At 67.9% G+C, this 18,842-nt stretch carries 20 protein-coding genes; all 20 read right to left on the bottom strand.

All coding sequences use genetic code 11. From position 1 onward, the window contains the following. Window positions 1-5: 5 nt before the first annotated feature. Window positions 6-305, bottom strand: a complete 300-nt coding sequence (gene nuoK, locus A5771_RS08550; RefSeq protein ID WP_019738313.1) for an NADH-quinone oxidoreductase subunit NuoK — start codon at window positions 303-305, stop codon at window positions 6-8. Further along, window positions 302-1,105 carry an NADH-quinone oxidoreductase subunit J gene (locus A5771_RS08545; protein WP_064854765.1) on the bottom strand — a complete coding sequence of 268 codons (804 nt, stop codon included), beginning with the start codon at window positions 1,103-1,105 and terminating at the stop codon, window positions 302-304. Before A5771_RS08545 ends, nuoK begins: the two co-directional genes overlap by 4 nt. Further along, window positions 1,105-1,674, bottom strand: coding sequence for an NADH-quinone oxidoreductase subunit NuoI (nuoI, locus tag A5771_RS08540; RefSeq protein WP_064854764.1), 570 nt, complete (start codon window positions 1,672-1,674; stop codon window positions 1,105-1,107). Before nuoI ends, A5771_RS08545 begins: the two co-directional genes overlap by 1 nt. Continuing rightward, complete coding sequence (gene nuoH, locus A5771_RS08535; protein WP_064854763.1) at window positions 1,667-2,893, bottom strand: NADH-quinone oxidoreductase subunit NuoH; 1,227 nt, start codon at window positions 2,891-2,893, stop codon at window positions 1,667-1,669. The genes nuoI and nuoH overlap by 8 nt, the downstream gene beginning before the upstream one ends. Beyond that, entirely contained in the window at window positions 2,890-5,304 is a 2,415-nt protein-coding gene (locus A5771_RS08530; RefSeq protein WP_064854762.1) for an NADH-quinone oxidoreductase subunit G, read from the bottom strand. Before A5771_RS08530 ends, nuoH begins: the two co-directional genes overlap by 4 nt. Further along, window positions 5,301-6,647, bottom strand: coding sequence for an NADH-quinone oxidoreductase subunit NuoF (gene nuoF, locus A5771_RS08525; RefSeq protein ID WP_064854761.1), 1,347 nt, complete (start codon window positions 6,645-6,647; stop codon window positions 5,301-5,303). The genes A5771_RS08530 and nuoF overlap by 4 nt, the downstream gene beginning before the upstream one ends. After that, window positions 6,644-7,417 carry an NADH-quinone oxidoreductase subunit NuoE gene (gene nuoE / locus A5771_RS08520; protein ID WP_064854824.1) on the bottom strand — a complete coding sequence of 258 codons (774 nt, stop codon included), beginning with the start codon at window positions 7,415-7,417 and terminating at the stop codon, window positions 6,644-6,646. The genes nuoF and nuoE overlap by 4 nt, the downstream gene beginning before the upstream one ends. A gap of 44 nt (window positions 7,418-7,461) precedes the next feature. After that, window positions 7,462-8,766, bottom strand: a complete 1,305-nt coding sequence (gene nuoD / locus A5771_RS08515; protein ID WP_064854760.1) for an NADH dehydrogenase (quinone) subunit D — start codon at window positions 8,764-8,766, stop codon at window positions 7,462-7,464. Continuing rightward, window positions 8,766-9,467, bottom strand: a complete 702-nt coding sequence (locus tag A5771_RS08510) for an NADH-quinone oxidoreductase subunit C (RefSeq protein WP_064854759.1) — start codon at window positions 9,465-9,467, stop codon at window positions 8,766-8,768. Before A5771_RS08510 ends, nuoD begins: the two co-directional genes overlap by 1 nt. Beyond that, the gene (locus A5771_RS08505; RefSeq protein WP_013829789.1) at window positions 9,464-10,018 is read right to left on the bottom strand and encodes a NuoB/complex I 20 kDa subunit family protein; all 555 of its coding nucleotides are present in this window, start codon (window positions 10,016-10,018) and stop codon (window positions 9,464-9,466) included. Before A5771_RS08505 ends, A5771_RS08510 begins: the two co-directional genes overlap by 4 nt. 23 nt (window positions 10,019-10,041) lie before the next feature. Beyond that, window positions 10,042-10,419, bottom strand: coding sequence for an NADH-quinone oxidoreductase subunit A (locus A5771_RS08500; protein ID WP_064854758.1), 378 nt, complete (start codon window positions 10,417-10,419; stop codon window positions 10,042-10,044). 163 nt (window positions 10,420-10,582) lie between these two features. Further along, window positions 10,583-10,996: a response regulator transcription factor gene (locus tag A5771_RS08495; protein ID WP_064854757.1), complete on the bottom strand. Its 414-nt coding sequence runs from the start codon at window positions 10,994-10,996 to the stop codon at window positions 10,583-10,585. A 99-nt stretch (window positions 10,997-11,095) separates the two neighbouring features. Then, window positions 11,096-11,476: a DUF6285 domain-containing protein gene (locus A5771_RS08490; RefSeq protein ID WP_064854756.1), complete on the bottom strand. Its 381-nt coding sequence runs from the start codon at window positions 11,474-11,476 to the stop codon at window positions 11,096-11,098. Next, window positions 11,437-12,408: a phosphotransferase family protein gene (locus A5771_RS08485; RefSeq protein WP_428844393.1), complete on the bottom strand. Its 972-nt coding sequence runs from the start codon at window positions 12,406-12,408 to the stop codon at window positions 11,437-11,439. The genes A5771_RS08490 and A5771_RS08485 overlap by 40 nt, the downstream gene beginning before the upstream one ends. Before the next feature lie 97 nt (window positions 12,409-12,505). Next, window positions 12,506-13,747 (bottom strand): acyl-CoA dehydrogenase family protein, encoded by a 1,242-nt coding sequence (locus tag A5771_RS08480; protein WP_064854755.1) that lies wholly within the window; start codon window positions 13,745-13,747, stop codon window positions 12,506-12,508. A gap of 20 nt (window positions 13,748-13,767) precedes the next feature. After that, window positions 13,768-14,382, bottom strand: coding sequence for a TetR/AcrR family transcriptional regulator (locus A5771_RS08475; RefSeq protein ID WP_064854754.1), 615 nt, complete (start codon window positions 14,380-14,382; stop codon window positions 13,768-13,770). Between the two features lie 8 nt (window positions 14,383-14,390). Continuing rightward, window positions 14,391-15,290, bottom strand: coding sequence for a hydroxymethylglutaryl-CoA lyase (locus A5771_RS08470; RefSeq protein ID WP_064854753.1), 900 nt, complete (start codon window positions 15,288-15,290; stop codon window positions 14,391-14,393). After that, window positions 15,287-16,495: a CaiB/BaiF CoA transferase family protein gene (locus A5771_RS08465; protein ID WP_064854752.1), complete on the bottom strand. Its 1,209-nt coding sequence runs from the start codon at window positions 16,493-16,495 to the stop codon at window positions 15,287-15,289. The genes A5771_RS08470 and A5771_RS08465 overlap by 4 nt, the downstream gene beginning before the upstream one ends. Continuing rightward, entirely contained in the window at window positions 16,492-17,676 is a 1,185-nt protein-coding gene (locus A5771_RS08460) for an alpha/beta hydrolase family protein (protein WP_064854751.1), read from the bottom strand. Before A5771_RS08460 ends, A5771_RS08465 begins: the two co-directional genes overlap by 4 nt. Further along, complete coding sequence (locus A5771_RS08455) at window positions 17,673-18,767, bottom strand: homogentisate 1,2-dioxygenase (RefSeq protein ID WP_064854750.1); 1,095 nt, start codon at window positions 18,765-18,767, stop codon at window positions 17,673-17,675. Before A5771_RS08455 ends, A5771_RS08460 begins: the two co-directional genes overlap by 4 nt. Window positions 18,768-18,842 lie beyond the last annotated feature (75 nt).

Raw genomic sequence — 18,842 nt, 5'->3', positions numbered from 1 at the left:
CACTCCTAGCCGCGCAGTAGGTTCGCGTCGTCGACCGACACCGATCGCCGGGCCCGGAAGATCGTCATGATGATGGCCAGGCCGATCACCACCTCGCAGGCGGCGACGACCATCGTGAAGAACGCCACCATCTGGCCGTCGAGCTGGGTGTGCAGCCGGGCGAAGGTGACGAACGCCAGGTTGGCGGCATTGAGCATCAGCTCGACGCACATGAACATCACCAACGCGTTGCGCCGCAACATCACTCCGGTGGCGCCGAGGGTGAACAGCATCGCCGACAGGTAGAGATAGTTCTCCGGATTCACTGGTCTGACTCCTCCCCGGGTGCATGCACCGCGTTGCCGGTGGCGCCGACCCAGCGGTGCTGCAAGGTGTCCGACACCGACAGTTCCGAGTAGGAGCCGTCGGGCAGCCGTGCGGCGATGTCGACGGCGTTGTGGCGGGCGTAGACGCCCGGCGTCGGCAGCGGCGTGGGTCGGTGGCCGGCCCGGAAGCGCCGGATGGACAGCTCCCGCTGCGTCATCCGGGGTCGCAGGCGCTCGCGATGCGTCAGCACCATGGCCGCGACCACCGCGGTGATCAGCAATGCACTGGTGAGTTCGAACGCCCAGAGGTAGCGGGTGAAGATCAGCGCCGCGAGTCCCTCGACGTTGCTCTGGCCCACTTCGGCCGAGCTGCCGGTCGCCGCGGCGGGAGCGCCGATCCGGCGCAGGTGTACGGTGGCGCCGCCGATTCCGGCGATCAGCAGCACCCCGAAGCCGATACCGGCGAGCGTCGAGGCGATCCGCTGGCCACGCAGGGTCTCCACCAGAGACTCGGCGGAGTCGACGCCGATCAGCATCATCACGAACAGGAACAGCATCATCACCGCGCCGGTGTAGACCACGATCTGCACCACACCGAGGAACATCGCGTCCTGAACGAAATAGAACACGGCCAGCGCGAGCATCGTCATCGCCAGGAACAACGCCGAATACACCGCCTTGGCGGCGGTGACGACTCCGACCGCACCGACCAGCGCCACGGCGCCCAGGATCCAGAATGTCACCGCCTCTCCGGTGGAGGTGCGGACGACGAGGTCGGCGGCAAGAAGTGTGGCGTCCATCAGGCCTTGCCCTGTTTCTTGCGGTCGAGCATGACGAACAGGTCCGGGTCCTCATCGAGTCCGTCGGGGCCGACCCGGCCCAGGTAGTAGTCCTTGTCGGTGGCGCCGGGCGGCATCGGGTGCGGCGGCGCGGTCATCCCGGGCTCCAGCGGTGCCAGCAACTGGTGGCGTTCCAGGATCAGGTCGGCGCGATTGTCGGCGGCCATCTCGTAGTCGTTGGTCATGGTCAGCGCGCGGGTGGGGCAGGCCTCGATGCACAGGCCGCACCCGATACAGCGCAGGTAGTTGATCTGGTAGACACGGCCGTAGCGTTCGCCAGGGGAGAAGCGTTCGTCGTCGGTGTTGTCGGCGGCCTCGACATAGATGGCGTCGGCCGGACAGGCCCAGGCGCACAGCTCGCAGCCGATGCACTTCTCCAGGCCGTCCGGGTGCCGGTTGAGTTGGTGGCGCCCGTGGTAGCGCCGCGCCGTCGGCTTCTTGTGCTCCGGGTAGCCGTCGTTGATCGGCCGTTTGAACATCGTCTTCCAGGTGACGCCAAATCCGGCCAGAGCGTCTCTGATCCTAGCCATTGACATCCTCCTTGACCCGCGGTGAATCGCGCTGCGGCAGCGGGGGTGTCGGGAACGATCCCCCCGAAGCGGTGACGGGCGGTGGCGCGGGTGCGGCCCGCCGGGTGTTGACCGCCCTGAACCGGCGATGCAGTGCCATCAGCACCGCCACTGTGGTGAGCGTGCTGATGGCTATCAGCACCACTTGCCAGTGCTGGTAGCCGTCATTGCGCAGGCTGCGCAGCACCCCGGCGACCAGCACCCAGGCCAGCGCCAGCGGGATCAGGATCTTCCAGCCCAGCGCCATGAACTGGTCGTAGCGCAGCCGGGGCAGGGTGGCCCGCAGCCAGATGAAGATGAAGATGAAACCCCATACCTTGGCGGTGAACCACAGCAGCGGCCACCATCCGGAGTTGGCGCCGGCCCACAGGTTGATCGGGAACGGTGCGTGCCAGCCGCCGAAGAACAAGGTGACGGCGAGCGCCGAAACCGTTGCGATGTTGATGTATTCGGCCAGGAAGAACAGCGCGAACTTCAGCGACGAGTACTCGGTGTGGAAGCCGCCGACCAGCTCGCCCTCGGCCTCGGGCAGGTCGAACGGTGCGCGGTTGGTCTCGCCGACCATCGCGGTCACATAGACCAGGAACGACGGCATCAACAGGAAGGTGAACCACATCCGGTCCTGGGCGGCCACGATGCCCGAGGTGGACATCGTGCCGGCGTAGAGGAACACCGCCGCGAACGACAGCCCCATCGCGACCTCGTAGGAGATCACCTGGGCGGTGGAGCGGATACCGCCCAGCAGCGGGTAGACCGACCCCGACGACCAGCCGGCCAGGATGATGCCGTACACCCCGATCGACGACATCGCCAGGATGAACAGCACCGCGATCGGCAGGTCGGCCAGCTGCAACGCGGTGCGATGGCCGAAGATGCTGACTTCCGGCCCGAGCGGCATCACCGCGAACGCGGTGATCGCCGGCACCGTCGAGATGACCGGCGCCATCACGTAGATCGCCCGGTCGACGCCGGCGGGGGTGATGTCCTCCTTCAGGGCCAGCTTGATGCCGTCGGCGAGGCTCTGCAGCCAGCCCTTCGGCCCCACCCGGTTGGGTCCGGGCCGCATCTGCATGCGCCCCAGCACCTTTCGCTCGATGACGATCGCCAACAGCACCGTCAGCACCAGGAATCCGAAGATGCCCAGCACCTTGACTAGCATCAGCCACCAGGGATCGCTCATGGTCTGCGTCCAATCCGTACCACCGCACCCGGGCCGACCCCGAGATTGCGGTGCACCGCTGAGTCAGAAGAATTCATCGGCAACCACACCACCCGGTCCGGCATCTCGGTGATGACCAACGGCAAGGTGATGTCGCCCTGCTCGGTGCTGACCGTGACCGGATCGCCCGGCGCGGCACCGATCTCGGTAGCCGTCGTCGCCGCCAGCCGGGCCACCGGCTTGCGGGCGGTGGCGGCCAGGTTCGGTTCACCGGCCTGCATCAGTCCGTTGTCCAGCAGCATCCGCCAGCTGGCCAGCACGGCCTCGCCCGCCTCGGGCTGCCCCGGAGTACCCGGCGGCATATCGGGCGCGGCTGCCCGCTGGCCGTCCCAGCCACCCAGCCGGGCCAGCTCGTCGCGCGCTGCCTCCACGGTGGAAAGCTTCAGCGCTACGCCCATCTCCTCGGCGAGCGCATCGAGCACCCGCAGATCCGACAGGGTGCCGCGCTCACCCAGCGCCACACCGAACCGGCGGGGGCGGCCCTCCCAGTTCAGGTAGGTGCCGGACTTCTCCACCGCCGCCGCGCTCGGCAACACCACGTCGGCGCGCTCGGTGACCTCGCTGTGCCGCAACTCGATGCTGACCAGGAATTCGACCGCGTCCAGGGCGGCCAGCGCCGCAGCGGGGTCGGCCAGGTCAGCCGGTTCGACCCCGCCGACCACCAGCGCGCCCAGTGTCCCGTCGGCGGCGGCCGCCAGGATGGCGTCGGTGTCGCGCCCGGGCTGCGACGGCAGATCGTCGGGGCTCTGGAGGCCCCAGGCCTGTGCGACCTCGGCCCGCGCCGCCGCCTCGCCCAGCGGACGCCCGCCGGGCAACAGCCCGGGCAGGGCACCGGCCTCCAGGGCGCCGCGCTCTCCGGCACGACGCGGCACCCAGGCCAGTCGTGCCCCGGTCGCCTCGGCCAGTCGGACCGCCGCGGACAATGCGCCGGGTGAGCCCGCCAACCGCTCGCCGACCAGCACCACCGCACCGGGCTGGCGCAGCAACTGCCCGAGGTCCTGGTCGTCATGCAGGTCGTCCAGCACCGCCGCCTCGCCGCCCGGCACCGCGGGCAGCAAGGTGCCGAACATCTTGGTCAGTGCGCGATCGGCGAACGGCGCGACGGAGAACACCCGGGTGTTCTTCTTGCGGGCGGCTTTGCGCAGCCGCAGGAAGATGATCGGCGACTCTTCCTCGGGTTCCAGGCCGACCAGCAACACGGTGGCAGCGGCTTCCAGGTCGGCGTAGGTGACCCCGAACGGCCCTGAGCTGCCGCGCCCGGCCACCCGGGCGGCCAGGAACGCGGCTTCCTCGGCGGACTGGGTGCGCGCCCGGAAGTCGATGTCATCTCCGTGCAACGCCACCCGGGCGAATTTGGCGTAACCGTAGGCATCTTCGGCGGTCGTCCGGCCGCCGACCAGCACGCCGGTGCGCCCGCGTGCGGCGGCCAATCCGCGCGCCGCCACCGCCAGCGCGTGCGGCCACGAGGTGGGGACCAGGTTCCCGGCGTCATCGCGCACCAGCGGGGTGCCGACCCGGTCGGGCTGCACGGCGTAGGTGAAGGCCCAGCGCCCCTTGTCGCAGTTCCACTCTTCGTTGACGTTCGGGTCGTCGCCGGCCATCCGGCGCATCACCTTGCCGCGGCGGTGGTCGGTGCGCTGGGCGCAGCCGGCCGCGCAGTGCTCGCAGACACTGGGTGTGGACACCAGGTCGAACGGTCGGGCCCGGAACCGGTAGGAGGCGCCGGTGAGCGCGCCTACCGGGCAGATCTGCACGGTGTTGCCGGAGAAGTAGGAGTCGAACGGCGTCTCGGTGTAGATCGCGACCTGCTGCAGGGCGCCGCGGTCCATCATCTCGATGAACTTGTCCCCGGCGATCTCGTCGGAGAACCGGGTGCAGCGTGCGCACAGGATGCAGCGGTCCCGGTCGAGCAGGACCTGGGAGGAGATGTTGATCGGCTTGGGAAAGGTGCGCTTGGCCTCTTCGAAGCGGGTCTCGGTGCGGCCGTGGGTCATCGCCTGGTTCTGCAGCGGGCACTCGCCGCCCTTGTCGCAGGTCGGGCAGTCCAGCGGGTGGTTGATCAGCAGCAGTTCCATCACCAGGTGCTGGGCCCGGTCGGCTTCGGCGGAGGTGTGCTGGGTGCGTACCACCATGCCGTCGGCGGCGGCGACCGCGCAGGACGGTTGCGGTTTGCGCTGGCCCTCCACCTCGACCATGCATTGCCGGCACCAGGCGACCGGATCCAGCAGCGGATGATCGCAGAACCGCGGGATCTCGATACCCAGTTGCTCGGCGGCCCGAATGATCAAGGTGCCCTTGGGAACCGTGATCTGCCGGTCGTCGATGGTGAACGTCACCGACTCCTGGCCGTCGGCCTGAGGGGGTTGAGTCACGCCACACCGCCGTGAGATCCGTTGGGCACGAACATGCTCGCTTTCGGGTCGAACGGGCAGCCCCCGTCAAGGTGGGCGATGTACTCGTCACGGAAGTACTCGATCGACGACTTCACCGGCATCGCCGCACCATCGCCCAAGGCGCAGAAAGACTTTCCGAACAGCACGTCGGCGATGTCGAGCAAGGTGTCGAGGTCTTCGGGGGTGCCGCGGCCCGTCTCGAGGCGTTCGTAGATCGGGACCAGCCAGTAGGTGCCCTCACGACACGGGGTGCACTTGCCGCAGGACTCATGCTTGTAGAACTCCGACCAGCGCATGGCCGCGCGCACCACGCAGGTGGTCTCGTCGAAGATCTGCAGGGCCTTGGTGCCCAACATCGATCCGGCCGACGCCATACCCTCGTAATCCAGCGGGATGTCGAGGTGTTCTTCGGTCAGCAGCGGTGTTGAGGATCCGCCCGGCGTCCAGAACTTCAGCCGATGGCCGTCGCGGATCCCGCCGGCGTACTCGAGCAGCTCACGCAGCGTGATGCCGAGCGGCGCCTCGTATTGGCCGGGCCGGTTCACGTGCCCGGACAGCGAATACAGCGTGTAGCCGCGGGACTTCTCGGTGCCCATCGAGCGGAACCACTCCGCCCCGTTACGCAGGATCGACGGCACACTGGCGATCGATTCGACGTTGTTGACCACCGTCGGTGAGGCGTACAGGCCCGCGACCGCGGGGAACGGCGGCCGTAGCCGCGGCTGGCCCCGGTAGCCCTCCAGCGACTCGATCAGCGCGGTCTCCTCGCCGCAGATGTAGGCGCCGGCCCCGGCGTGCACCGTGATGTCCAGGTCGAATCCCGTGCCGTCGATGTCGGTGCCCAACAGCCCTGCTGCGTAGGCTTCGGCCACCGCGTTCTGCAGCCGACGCACGATCGGCAGCACCTCACCGCGCACGTAGATGAAAGCGTGGCGGGCGCGGATCGCGTGGCAACAGATGATCATGCCCTCGATGAGCACGTGCGGCGTCGCCAGCATCAGCGGCATGTCCTTGCAGGTGCCGGGTTCGGACTCATCGGCGTTGACCAGCAGGTAATGAGGTTTGGCTGCGGCGCCTTGATCGCCTTGCGGCACGAACGACCACTTGGTCCCAGTGGAGAACCCGGCGCCGCCCCGGCCGCGCAGCCCGGATTCCTTGACCAGCTCGATGACGTCATCGGGTTCCATGGCCAGCGCCTTGCGCATACCGACATAGCCGCCGTGCCGGCGGTAGGTTTCCAGCGTCCAGGACTCCGGATCGTCCCAGTAGCTGCTCAGGACCGGGGTCAGCGCGGTCGCCGCGGTCGGCGGGGGAGACGTCACTGTTGCCCCCCGTCGGCGTCGGATTCCGGCGCGGCCATGCCGTGCTCCTGGGCGAAGCGCAGCCCCGCCAGCGTCGGCCCGGCCGGTCCGCCCTGACCGTCGTCCGGACGCCCATCGGCGAACCCCGCGAGTACCCGGGAGGTTTCGCGGAAGCTGGTCAGCGGCAGCCCGCGGCTGGGACGCACCTCGGTGCCGGAACGCAGCGCATCGGTGAGGTCGCGCGCCGTCTCCGGCGTCTGCTGGTCGAAGAACTCCCAGTTGACCATCACCACCGGCGCGCAGTCACAAGCGGCGTTGCACTCGATGCGCTCCAGGGTGACCTTGCCGTCGGCGGTGGTCTGCTCGTCATTGACGTCCAGATGCTCCTTGAGGGCGTCGTAGATGGCGTCGCCGCCCATCACCGCACACAGCGTGTTGGTGCACACGCCCACCAGGTAGTCGCCGGTCGGTTTGCGCCGGTACATCGAGTAGAACGAGGCGACCCCGGCGACATCGGCGTGGGTCAGCCCGAGCACGTCGGCGACGAACGACATGCCGGCCGGGGTGATGTAGGAGTCTTCGGCCTGCACCAGATGCAGCAGCGGCAGGATCGCCGAACGCGGCTGCGGGTAGCGGGCGATGATCTCCTTGGCGTCGGCCTCGAGCCGGGACCGGACTTCCTGGGAGTAGGCGCGCGGCGCTTCCGGGTGGTTGAACTGGTTGGGCTCCTCCGGTGGGCGGCCCAGCTGCAGAAACACCCGCTTGCCGTCGGTGCCGGCGGTGGCCGGCATCAAGCGGCCCCGCCCGGTCTTCTCGGTCTGACCGTTCGTCTGGCTCACCGGTCCACCCCGCCCATCACCGGGTCGAGGCTGGCGACCGCAGCGATCACGTCGGCGATCAGCCCGCCCTCACTCATAGCGGCGACGGCTTGCAGGTTGGTGAACGACGGATCCCGGTAGTGCACCCGGTAGGGCCGGGTGCCGCCGTCGCTGACCATGTGCACCCCGAGCTCGCCGCGGGGCGACTCGACGGAGACGAACACCTGACCAGGCGGCACCCACAGGTCCTCGGTGACCCGCTTGAAGTGGTGGATCAGCCCCTCCATCGAGTGGCCCATGATCCAGCCGATGTGCTCCTCGGAGTTGCCTTGCCCGTCCGGGCCCACCGTCAGGTCGCCCGGCCAGGCGATCTTGCGGTCTTCGATCATGACCGGTCCGGGCCGCAACTTGTCTAGACATTGCTCGACGATTTTCAGTGACTCCTTGATCTCCGCGATGCGGATCAGGTACCGGCCGTAGGCATCACAGCCGTCATCGGTGATCACCTCGAACTCGTAGTCCTGATAGCCGCAATACGGCTCTTCCCGGCGGACGTCATAAGGCAGGCCGGTGGACCGCAGCACGGGGCCGGTGATGCCCAGCGCCATGCACCCGGTCAGGTCCAGGTAGCCCACGCCCTTGGTGCGGGCCTTCCAGATGTAGTTGTCGGTGAGCAGGTCCTCGATGTCCTTGAGCCGCTTGGGCATCAGCTCGAGGAAGTCGCGGATCTGCGGAATCACCTCGTCGGGCAGGTCCACCGAGACCCCGCCGGGCCGGATGTATTGGTGGTTCATCCGCAGGCCGGTGATGGTCTCAAAGATGTCGAGCACCAGCTCACGTTCCCGGAACCCGAACAGCATCACCGACAGCGCGCCGAGTTCCATACCGCCAGTGGCCAGCGCGACCAGGTGCGACGAGATCCGGTTCAGCTCCATCATCAGCACCCGGATCACGTTGACCCGCTGCGGAATTTCGTCGGTGACGCCGAGCAGCTTCTCCACGCCGAGGCAGTAGGCGACTTCGTTGAAGAACGGCGACAGGTAGTCCATCCGCGTGACGAAGGTGACGCCCTGTGTCCAATAACGGGCTTCCAGGTTCTTCTCGATACCGGTGTGCAGATAGCCGATGCCGCAACGGGCTTCGGTCACCGTCTCGCCGTCGAGTTCGAGGATCAGCCGTAGCACGCCGTGCGTCGAGGGGTGCTGGGGCCCCATGTTGACGACGATGCGTTCGCCGGGGTCGGCGGCCTTGGCCGCTTCGACCACCTGCTCCCATTCCTGCCCGCCGACGTTCAGGACGGTGCGGGGCGTCTCGGTGCTCATTACGTGTAGGCCCTCCGCTGGTCCGGCGGCGGTATCTGCGCGCCCTTGTACTCGACCGGGATACCGCCCAACGGGTAGTCCTTGCGCTGTGGGTGGCCGTGCCAGTCGTCGGGCATCTGGATCCGGGTCAGGGACGGGTGGCCGTCGAAGATGATCCCGAAGAAGTCGTAGGTTTCGCGTTCGTGCCAGTCGGTGGTGGGGTAGATCCCGTACAGCGAGGGAATGTGCGGGTCGGCGTCCGGGGCGGTGACTTCCAGCCGGACGCGGCGGCTGTGGGTGATGGATCGCAACGGGTAGACCGCGTGCAGCTCGCGGTCGCTGTCGGCGGGGTAGTGCACGCCGGAGACCCCGAGGCTCAGCTCGAAGCGCAGGGCCGGTTCGTCGCGCAGCAGCTGAGCGACCGCCGGCAGCCGTGCCCGGTGGACGTACAGGGTCAGCTCGTCGCGGTAGACCACTACTTTCTCTACAGCGTCGGCGAATTCGACGCCTTCGCGCTCCAGCGCCGCGGCGAGAGTGTCCACGAGTTCGTCGAAGTACCCGCCGTAGGGCCGTGGAGTTTCCCCGGGTAGCGCGGCCTCGGCCACCAGCCGCCCATAGCCGGACGTGTCGCCGGTGCCCCTCGCCCCGAACAGGCCGCGGCGGACCCTGATCACATCTTCGCTGTCGCCCCGGTCGTCACCGTCGACAGTGCCCTGGCTCACCGCAGCAACCCCCTCATCTGCCACGTGGACGGGGCCGACAGGGCCGCCTCCTCGGTCGCGGTGATCACCTGCTCCCGGTTGGCACCCAACGGCATGTCGCGAATCTTCTCGTGCAGCTTGAGGATCGCGTACATCAGCATCTCCGGCCGGGGCGGGCAGCCGGGCAGATAGATGTCGACCGGGACGACATGGTCCACCCCCTGCACGATGGCGTAGTTGTTGAACATCCCGCCCGAGGAGGCACACACGCCCATCGACAGCACCCACTTGGGTTCCACCATCTGGTCGTAGATCTGCCGAAGCACCGGCGCCATCTTCTGGCTGACCCGGCCGGCCACGATCATCAGGTCGGCCTGGCGAGGCGAGGCCCGGAACACTTCCATGCCGAACCGGGAGATGTCGTAATCCGGCGCCATCGACGACATCATCTCGATCGCGCAACAGGCCAGCCCGAAGGTTGCCGGCCACAGCGAGCCTTTGCGGAAATAGCCGGCCAGGTCCTCCACGGTAGACAACAGGAGACCGCTCGGCAGCTGCTCTTCTAGTCCCATATGTAAGCCCGCCTACTCCCCACTCAATCCCAATTCAGGCCGCCGCGCCGCCAGACGTAGGCGTATGCGACGAAGACGACGGCGGCGAACAGCACCATTTCGATGAGGGCGAACACCCCGAGCTTGTCGAAGGCGACCGCCCAGGGGTAGAGAAAAACGATTTCGATGTCGAAGACGATGAACAGCATCGCGGTCAGGTAGTACTTCACCGGGAAGCGCTGACCGGGCGGGGCGTGCGGCCCGCTCACCGGCTGGTCGGTGGGCTCGATCCCGCACTCGTAGGCTTCCAGCTTCGCCCGGTTGTAGCGCTTGGGGCCGACCAGCGGCGCTATGACCACGGAAAATACGGCGAAACCGGCGGCCAGCGCGGCGAGCACCAAGATCGGCATGTACAGGTTCATACGCGGTGACGTAGTTCCCTTCCGGGCGTCGATGTGAGTTCAGGCACAGCCTAGCCCGCAGCAACGGGGCGATCTCAAAGAATCCGAAATTGGCGGCAACTGTGACCGGCGTCACCTACTGCAGCGGTCAACGGCCACAGCGCAATTCGCTTCTGAGGTCGCCCTAACTCCCGGTCGGCGTGCGCAGCAGACCCAGCACCGCGCGGCTCAGTGCCATGGGGTCGACCGGGTGTGCCAGCGCGGCGTCGGCGTGCGACCATCTCGCCAGCCAGACGTCGTCGGCGCGGCCGGTCAGAACCACGATCGGCGGGCAGGGCGCGATCTCGTCTTTGAGCTGTTTGCAGATGCCCATTCCGCCGGCCGGGGTGGCCTCCCCGTCCAGGATGGCGAGGTCGATTCCCCCGGCATCCATCTGCCGGATCACCACCGGTTCCGTCGCGACTTCGACATAACTCAACTTCGGCAGATCCGGGTGCAATTGCTTACCCAATGCGGTCATGACCCTGGCGCGGGTCGCGGCGTCGTCACTGTAGACCAGAATCCGCAGTGCTTCGGAGGAAGGTGTGGAGTCAGACACGCTGCAGATGCTACTGCCCGCGTTGCAGCGATAGAGCGGGTTTGGCCGAGCGCCGTCGAAGTGACTGTCGCGCAGTGACTCTAAGCGACGGGCGGTTCGTTACACGTCATAGCCGGGGTGGTCGATCGCCAGCCGGTGCCGTACCAGCGCGTACAAACAGGCGGTGAGCGCATCGGGTCGCTCGTCGAACTCACCGGCGCGGATCGCGGCGGCCAGCGCGGCCTCGTCGGCGAAAGCCAAGTCGGCCAGCGCTTGGGTCGCGGCGCTGCTGGAGGTATCGCCTAACTCCCGTTCGACGATCCGCAGCGCGTTGGCGGCCACCCGGGCGTGGAACCGGACCTGGCCGTCGGTGCCGGGCCCGCCCTCGCGGTCCACAAACGCCGTGTCGAGGAATTCGGCGACCGCGGCGACGAGCTCGGCGGCAGTGGGCCGGCGGCCGGTCACGGCTTCACTCCGTCGAGCAGCCGCAGCAGGTCCCATTCGGTTTCGGAGACCCGCCGCCCGATCGTGGCCAGCTCCACCGAGCGGGCCTGACCGCTCAGATGGCGTTCGGCCTGGTAGCGGCAGATGATTCCCCACCGCAGCGTGCCCATCGTCAGCCACCAGTCGAACCGCCGGCGGTCGACCTGGATGCCGGCGGCCTGCTCATAGGCGGTCAGGAACGCCTCGATCGCCCCCAGTCCGCCGGCGCCGCGGTCGATCGGCGCACCGAACCGCCAGGCCCGCAAACAGAACCAGGCCAGGTCCTCGCAGCCGTCGCCGAGGTGCACCAGCTCCCAGTCCAGCACCGCCGCCAGCTCGGCGCCATCGACGATCAGGTTGCCCATCCGGAAGTCGCCGTGCACCAGCTGCGGCTGCGCGGCCGGCGGCCGGTGGGACTCCAGCCAGCGAAACGCCCACTCGAAGGGGGCGGTGGTGTCGTGCATCGCGTCGAGCTGGCTGCGGCAGGCAACGAGCTGGTCCTCGGCGCTCAGCGCGATCCCCGCGGGGTCGGCGCGGTGGATGGCGGCCAGCGCCTGCGCGCACTGCTGCAGCAGGGCTTCGCGTCCGGTGTCTTCGAGCTGGCGGTCGATGCGCCGAACCACTGTCTCGCCGGCGACCGCATCGCAGATCAGAAACGGATTACCCAGTGCCGCAGTGGAATTGTCTGCCAACAGGACGGTCGGCACCGGGGCACCGGCTTGACGTGCGGCGCGTTGGGCGTGTGCTTCCAACTCCATGCTGGCGTTGCTCTCATCGGGCGGGCCGGTGCGCAGGATCAACGCTCGTCGCCCGGAGTCCCCGATCGCGTCGAATGCCCAGGTGGTTCTACTGGCCCCGCCGGTCAGGGCGCGCAGCGCCTCGACGGTGACCGGACCCAACACCGGCGCCAGCACCTGCGAAAGCCGGTCGGCCAGCTGGTCGGAGTTCACCAGTGCCTCCTGTTCGCCTCATGCGGCGAGCGTGCGGTTTGGTACGCGACACGCCGGGTGTTTTGTACCAAACCGCACACTCGACGGGGAAGAAAACTCATCGCCGGCGGTCGAATCCGAACAGTCGCTGCGCGACGCGGCGGATCTGAATCTCCTCGGAGCCCTCGGTGATCCGGTAGCGGCGGTGATGCCGGTAAATGTGCTCGAACGGTTCGTGGCGGGTGTAGCCAATCCCGCCGAAGGTCTGGATGGCCTGGTCGGCGGCGTCGCACACCAGTCGGTTGGCGCGATAGTTGGCCATCGACACCTTGTCGGAGACCTCCAGGTGGTGGTCGCGGTCCAGATGCCAGGCCGCGTAGTACACCAGCAGCCGCACCATCTGGGCTTCGGTGGCCAGCTCTGCCAACGGCCATTGCACGGCCTGGTTGACCGATAGAGGCTTGCCGAACACCACCCGTTGAGTGGCGTACTCGGCGGCCCGGTCGATGCAGTACTGGGCAGCACCCAGGCTGGACGCGGCCTGGCGGATCCGGTTCTCGTGCAGGAACGTCTGGGCTACTTCCAGCCCGCGATCCACCTCGCCGAGCACCGCCTCGGCCGGTACCTTAACGTCGGCGAGCTCGACCTCGCCGTGGTCGGTGGGCATGTTGAACGTCCACCAGTAGAACGGCACACGGAAGCCCGGTGTGTCGGTGGGCACCAGGAACGCGGTGATGCCGCGCGCCGAGCCGGAGTCACCGGATGTGCGGGCGAAGACCAGGTCGTGGGTGGCCCGGTGCACTCCGGTGTTGAATCGCTTGGCGCCGTTGATCACCCAGCCGTCGTTGGCGGGCTCGGCACGGGTTTCCATCCAGGTGGCATCCGACCCGTGGGCCGGTTCGGTCAGCCCGAACGCCATCGACCGTTCACCGGTGATGAGGGCTTGCGACCATTCCCGGCGCTGCTCGTCGGTGCCGAACCGCTCCATCATGATCACCTGGGGAAAGTTCCCGACGATCGACGACTCGTCCTGCAGGTCGTTGTGCAGGCCGAGTCCCTTGTGGGCCAGATGTTCCCGGATCACCGCCATGTCGACGTTGGTTCCGTCCCGGCCGCCCAGCGACGACGGCAAGCCGTAGCGCAGCCAGCCCGCGGCGTCGGCCCGCCGGCGCATCTCGGCCAGCAGTTCCTCCCAGTCCCGGTTCGGGATACCGCCGTTGGCCACGTCGGTGCGGGCGAACTCCCGGCGGTGGTCGAAGTACTGCATGTTCTCGGCCTGCAGCGGGGCGATCTCGCGCTCGATGAAGTCATCCATCTCGGCCAGTAGCGCCGGAAGATGATCGGGCAGTGTGAAATCCATGGCACGTCCTTTGTCGGTGGTCAGCAGCCGTACAGGGTCTTCCGCCAGATCGTCGACAGCGTTGCGATGGCGTCGCTGTCGCTGATTCGCCACCCCGGCCCGGACGGACCGACGAAGACGACGGTGAAGTTCTCGAACAGCAGCGCGATCGCCGCCGCGATGTGGTCGGGGTTCAGACCGACGCCGTGGCCCTGTTGCTGGGCGCGCCGAACCGAGGCCGCGACGATCTCCATGCCGAACCGGCGGAACTCGTTCTGCAGCGCGGCGAATCGCTGCTTGGTGGCTGCAAGCTGTGCCACGGCGATCATCACGCCGATGTTCTGCTTGAACATGCTCCAGTAGGCGCTCACCACCGAGGTGAAGAACTCGCTGTCCTGCGGTGAGTCCGGCAGCCGCATCTTCAGCCCAGATGGCTCGACCACGTCGGACAGAAACGACTCCGCCAGCGCTGCCAGCAGATCCTCTTTGTCCTGGAAATAGCGGTACAGCACTGCCGGGGACTTGCCGGCTGCCGAGGTGATGTCGGCCAGCGTGGTGCCGTGGAAGCCGCGCTCGGCGAACAGATCTCGGGCGGCTTGCTCGATAGCCTGGCGCGTCTGGCGGCCTTTCGAGCTGAGCTCACGCGGGCTGGACATCGTGGCGTTCAGTCCCGTTTCCGGTCACCGGCGGCCAGCAGCGCGCTGGGCAACCCGTGTCCGACGACCGAACTGGCCACGCCGGCCGCGGCGATGGCGGCCTGCAGGTCGATGCCGGTGTCGATACCGCAGTCGCCCAGCAGATAAACGAGATCCTCGGTGGCGATGTTGCCGGTGGCACCGGGAGCGAACGGACAACCGCCCAGGCCGCCGGCGGAGGCGTCCAGGCGGGTCACACCAGAGCTGACGGCGGCGTAGGCGCAGGCCAGCCCGGCGCCGCGGGTGTTATGGAAGTGTGCCCCCAGGGCCATGTCGCCGATGATGGGGCGCACGGCCGCGATCAGATCGGTGACCCGCCGGGGAGTGGTGGTGCCGATGGTGTCGGCGATCGCCAGCCGGTCCACTCCGAAACCGCTGGCCGATTCGGCGATCTCGGTGACGCGCCCGGGTGGTGTCGGGCCGTCGAACGGGCAGTCCCACGCGGTGGCGATGATGACCTCGACGGAGCCACCGGCATCGTGTGCGATGCCGGCGATGTCGGGGATCGCCGCAACCGCTTCCGCGGTCGGCCGGCCGACGTTGGCCGAGCTGAACGAATCCGAGGCGCACACCACGTATTCGAGGGAGGTCAGGCCCGCGGCCACCGCCCGGGCGGCGCCACCGGGGCTGGCGACCAGCGCGGAGAACTCCAGGCCGGGGTAGCGCCACAGCTCGGCGGCGAGTTCGGCGGCATCGGCCAGTGCGGGAACTTTGGTGGGGGAGACGAACGAGGTCACCTCGACTTCGCGTACTCCGGTGGCGGCGATCGCGTCCAGCAATTCGAGTTTGGCGCGCAACGGGATCGGCTGCTCGATCTGCAGCCCGTCGCGCAATGCCACCTCGCGGATCGAGACTTCGCTGGGAATCACAGCACCCCCTCGGCGCGCAGGTCGGCCAGTTCTGCCGTTGTCTTGCCGAGCAGTCCGGTGTAGACCTCGGCGTTGTGTTGGCCGGGCCGGGCCGAGCCGGCGTTGCGGATTGTTCCCGGGCTCTCGGAGAGCACCGGGATGATCCCGGGGCCCAGCACCGTGCGTTCGGCCCCTTCGTCCCAGTGCTCGGCGAGCATGCCGCGGGCCCGCAGCTGTGGGTCGTTGACCACCTCGGCGACCGTGTTGATCGGTCCGGAGATCACCCCGGCGTCACTCAGCGTGGCGATGATGTCCTCGGGCTTACGCTGCGCGGCCCATTCGCCGATGATCGCGTCCAGTTCGTCCTGGTTGCGCCCGCGCGCCACATGGCCGGCGAACCGCGGGTCCGTCGCCAGCCCGGGCTGGTCCATGGCCTGGCACAGCCGGGCGAACACGCTGTCCTGGTTGGCGGCGATCACCACCCAGCTGCCGTCGCTCGCCTGGTAGATGTTCGACGGCGCGATGCCTTCCAGGCGGGTTCCGGAAGGCCCGCGCACCACACCGCCGACGTCATAGTCGGGGATGGTGGATTCCTGGATGGCTAAACAGGCTTCGGTCAGTGCGACGTCGACGACCTGGCCCTGGCCGGTGACGGTGCGCCGGTACAGCGCGGCGAGCGCGCCCTGCGCGGCGAACATGCCGGCCAAACTGTCGCCCAGCGAGAGCGCCAGCCGTGGTGGTGGGCCGCCCGGGAAGCCGTTCATGTGCCGCAGCCCGCTGGCCGCCTCGGCGACCGAGGCGTAGCCGGCCTTGTGGGCGTCCGGGCCGGTCTGGCCGTAGCCGGAGACCCGCACCAGGATGATGCCGCGGTTGTGCTCGCGCAGCACGTCGTAACCCAGTCCCCAGCGCTCCAGCGTGCCTGGGCGGAAATTCTCCACGACGATGTCGGCGTTCTCGATCAGCTGCAGGAACAGCTCGCGCCCGCGGTCGGCGCGCAGGTCCAGCGTGACGGCCTTCTTGTTGCGGGCATGCACGGTCCAGAAGAAGTGGTGGCCGTCGACCTCGGCCTGCCCCCAGGTGCGCAGCGGATCGGGCTTGCCGGGCAGCTCGATCTTGATGACCTCGGCGCCCAGGTCACCGAGCAGGCGCCCGCCGAACGGCCCGGAGATCAGCGTGCCGAGCTCGATGACGCGGATGCCGTCCAGCGCACCGGTCGTTGGAGTCATACCGACGAGCCTACGAACTCATGCCGTTCCAGCCAATCGGTGACGATGTCGACGGCCTGGCGCAGCGCACCGCGCTGATCCGGGCCGGCGTAATAGTGGTTGGCGCCGGCGATTTCGTGCATCTCCTTGTCGGGGTGTCCGATCGCCTCGAAGAGCCGACGGGTGTGGCTGGGCGTGCAGGCGTCATCGGCCATGTTGCCGATCACCAGGGCGGGAACCGCGATGTCGTTGCCGCAGTCGACTCCGTCGCCGTTGGCGTCGTCGTAGCTCCACTGCGACAGCCAGCTGCGCAGCGTGCAGAACCGCGCCAGACCGACCGGGCTCATGTTCACCACCTGCGGATCGCCCAGATAGCAGCTGCCGGGGGTGCGGTCGTTGGGGTCCACCGCCGGATCCAGCCAGCGCGGGTCGGCCATGGTGCCGTGCACCACGAACGCGAACTCGTCATCGGGGCGGCCGCTGCTTTGAAGTTCGGCCAGCTTCGCCTTGACCCAGGCGGTGATCCGGCGGTTCCGCTCGATCTGGGCCTGGCGGTAGCGGTCCAGGAATTCTTCGGTGTACGGGGGTTGGTTGGGGTTATCGGGGTTGTAGAGATCCAGCTCCGGGTCCCGCCTGGTCGGATCGGATTCGTCGAGGATCGAGGCGTCCAGCCATTCGGTCATGGTGCCGTGCCGACTGATGTGCGCGGCCAACAGCATGACGCCGTCGGCGGGGATCAACCCGAGCTTGGTCAGGTCGGGGCCATCGCCGGACGGGCTGGCCGTCACCGTCGGATGCTGCGCCTGCTGCTGGTAGAACAGCGACAGCGAGCCGCCGCCGCTCCAGCCTGCCAACACCACCTTGGAATAGCCGAGCCGATTCTTGGCGTCTTTGAGGCATTCCCCGAGGTCTTCGACCACCTTCTCCATCAGCAGTGCGGAGTCCGTGCCGCGGAATCGGCTATTGCAGTAGATGACATGGTGGCCGGCGCGGGCGAGCGCGTTGACCATCGGCAGGTAGGCGCCGCCGCCGATCGGGTGCATGAACACCAGCACGGTGTCGCTCGGGTTGTTTTTCGGCCGCAGCAGGTAGCTTTCCAGCACCACCAGCTCGGCGACGCCGCCGTAGACGTCTCGGACACCGGAATTGTTCTGGTAGGCAATCAGATACGGGATGCGTTCGTAGTCGTGCTTGGTGCTCATGCGTGCTGTCCTAGGTCGTGGGCGAGAACTTCCGGTGACGGGGTGAGCCGACGGCGGGTGTCGATGGCGATCACCTGCCAGTCGACGCGCTGGTAGTCGTCGAACTTGCGGCGGGCGCGTTCGCGGGCCTTCTCCGGCGCGCCGTGATGCACGCCTTGCGGTGCATGGCTGATCAGGCCCGGCGGCATCGGAATCCCGTAGAGCGATCCGCCGTGGAAGAACGCGATCTCGTCGTAGTCGACGTTGCGGTGATACCAGGGGGTGCGCTCGGTTCCCGGCACTCCTTCGGCGGGCTTGGGCAGGAAGTTCATCACGTACACCCCGGTGGCCTGCATGAACAGGTGCACCGTCGGGGGCAGGTGCACGCTGTCGGAGGTGATCACGTGGTAGTCGGCGATGTTGAAGGTGAACGCGAAGTTGTCGCCGCGCCAGCCCTCCACATCGATCGGATTGTGTTGGTAGTGAAGCGTCGTCGGGCCGCCCTCATGGATCAACCGGACCTCGTAGCTGTCGCGTCCGTCGTCCTCGAGGGGTGTCGGTTCGGGGATGACTGCCTGCGACGGGTCGAATGGAAAGTGCCGGCCCAGCGGTCCCGGCGGCGGGACCCGGAATTCGTCGGTGGCCTGAATCAGCAGCAGCATCGTTTCGGCGGCGGGCACTTGTCGCCAGGTGGTCGCCTTGGGCAGGTAGACCCAGTCGCCTTCGCGGTAGTCCAGCGGACCGAACTCGGTCTCCAGTCGCCCGGAACCGGTGTGGACGAAGCACAGCAGGTCGCCGTCGACGTAGCGGACGTGAAACGGCATCTCCGCCGAGCGCCGGGACAGCGAGATGCAGCAGTCGGCATTGTCGAACAGCCGCAGCGGCCCGCCGGCGGGATCGGTGGCGTCCGTCGGTTCGAGCTGGCTGGCCAGCACGTCGACGGGCCGTAGCGGGCCTTCGGCGCGGTAGGCGGTCGGGTCGTGGCGCCGGTACATGTTGGCGGTGCGGCCGGTGAACCCGCCGCGGCCCAGTTCGTCGTCTTTGAGGCCGTTCAGATCGGCGTGCAGGCGCCGGGGCGTGGTGCCTTTGCGCAGGTGAACGAAGGATTCCATCGGTGGCCCCCGGATAGTCGTACAGAAAGTAAAAGCAACATTACTTTTTGTTCCGGCCCGGGGCAAGGGCGTCAC

Source organism: Mycolicibacter sinensis, from assembly GCF_001667375.1.
GTDB lineage: Bacteria > Actinomycetota > Actinomycetes > Mycobacteriales > Mycobacteriaceae > Mycobacterium > Mycobacterium sinense_A.
Note: the sequence above shows the minus strand (reverse complement) of the source record. Positions and strands in the feature narration are given on the sequence as shown.

Coding starts and splice junctions, on each gene's coding strand:
- nuoD (WP_064854760.1), bottom strand. CDS start 8,766: ATGAGCACCGAGACGCCCCGCACCGTCCTGAACGTCGGCGGGCAGGAA.
- nuoI (WP_064854764.1), bottom strand. CDS start 1,674: ATGGCTAGGATCAGAGACGCTCTGGCCGGATTTGGCGTCACCTGGAAG.
- A5771_RS08500 (WP_064854758.1), bottom strand. CDS start 10,419: ATGAACCTGTACATGCCGATCTTGGTGCTCGCCGCGCTGGCCGCCGGT.
- A5771_RS08465 (WP_064854752.1), bottom strand. CDS start 16,495: ATGACTCCAACGACCGGTGCGCTGGACGGCATCCGCGTCATCGAGCTC.
- nuoH (WP_064854763.1), bottom strand. CDS start 2,893: ATGAGCGATCCCTGGTGGCTGATGCTAGTCAAGGTGCTGGGCATCTTC.
- A5771_RS08455 (WP_064854750.1), bottom strand. CDS start 18,767: ATGGAATCCTTCGTTCACCTGCGCAAAGGCACCACGCCCCGGCGCCTG.
- A5771_RS08460 (WP_064854751.1), bottom strand. CDS start 17,676: ATGAGCACCAAGCACGACTACGAACGCATCCCGTATCTGATTGCCTAC.
- A5771_RS08475 (WP_064854754.1), bottom strand. CDS start 14,382: ATGTCCAGCCCGCGTGAGCTCAGCTCGAAAGGCCGCCAGACGCGCCAG.
- A5771_RS08480 (WP_064854755.1), bottom strand. CDS start 13,747: ATGGATTTCACACTGCCCGATCATCTTCCGGCGCTACTGGCCGAGATG.
- A5771_RS08545 (WP_064854765.1), bottom strand. CDS start 1,105: ATGGACGCCACACTTCTTGCCGCCGACCTCGTCGTCCGCACCTCCACC.
- A5771_RS08505 (WP_013829789.1), bottom strand. CDS start 10,018: ATGGGACTAGAAGAGCAGCTGCCGAGCGGTCTCCTGTTGTCTACCGTG.
- nuoE (WP_064854824.1), bottom strand. CDS start 7,417: ATGCCGGCCACCGCCGGCACCGACGGCAAGCGGGTGTTTCTGCAGCTG.
- A5771_RS08490 (WP_064854756.1), bottom strand. CDS start 11,476: ATGGGACCTGCTGCGGCTGCTCGACGGAGTGAAGCCGTGACCGGCCGC.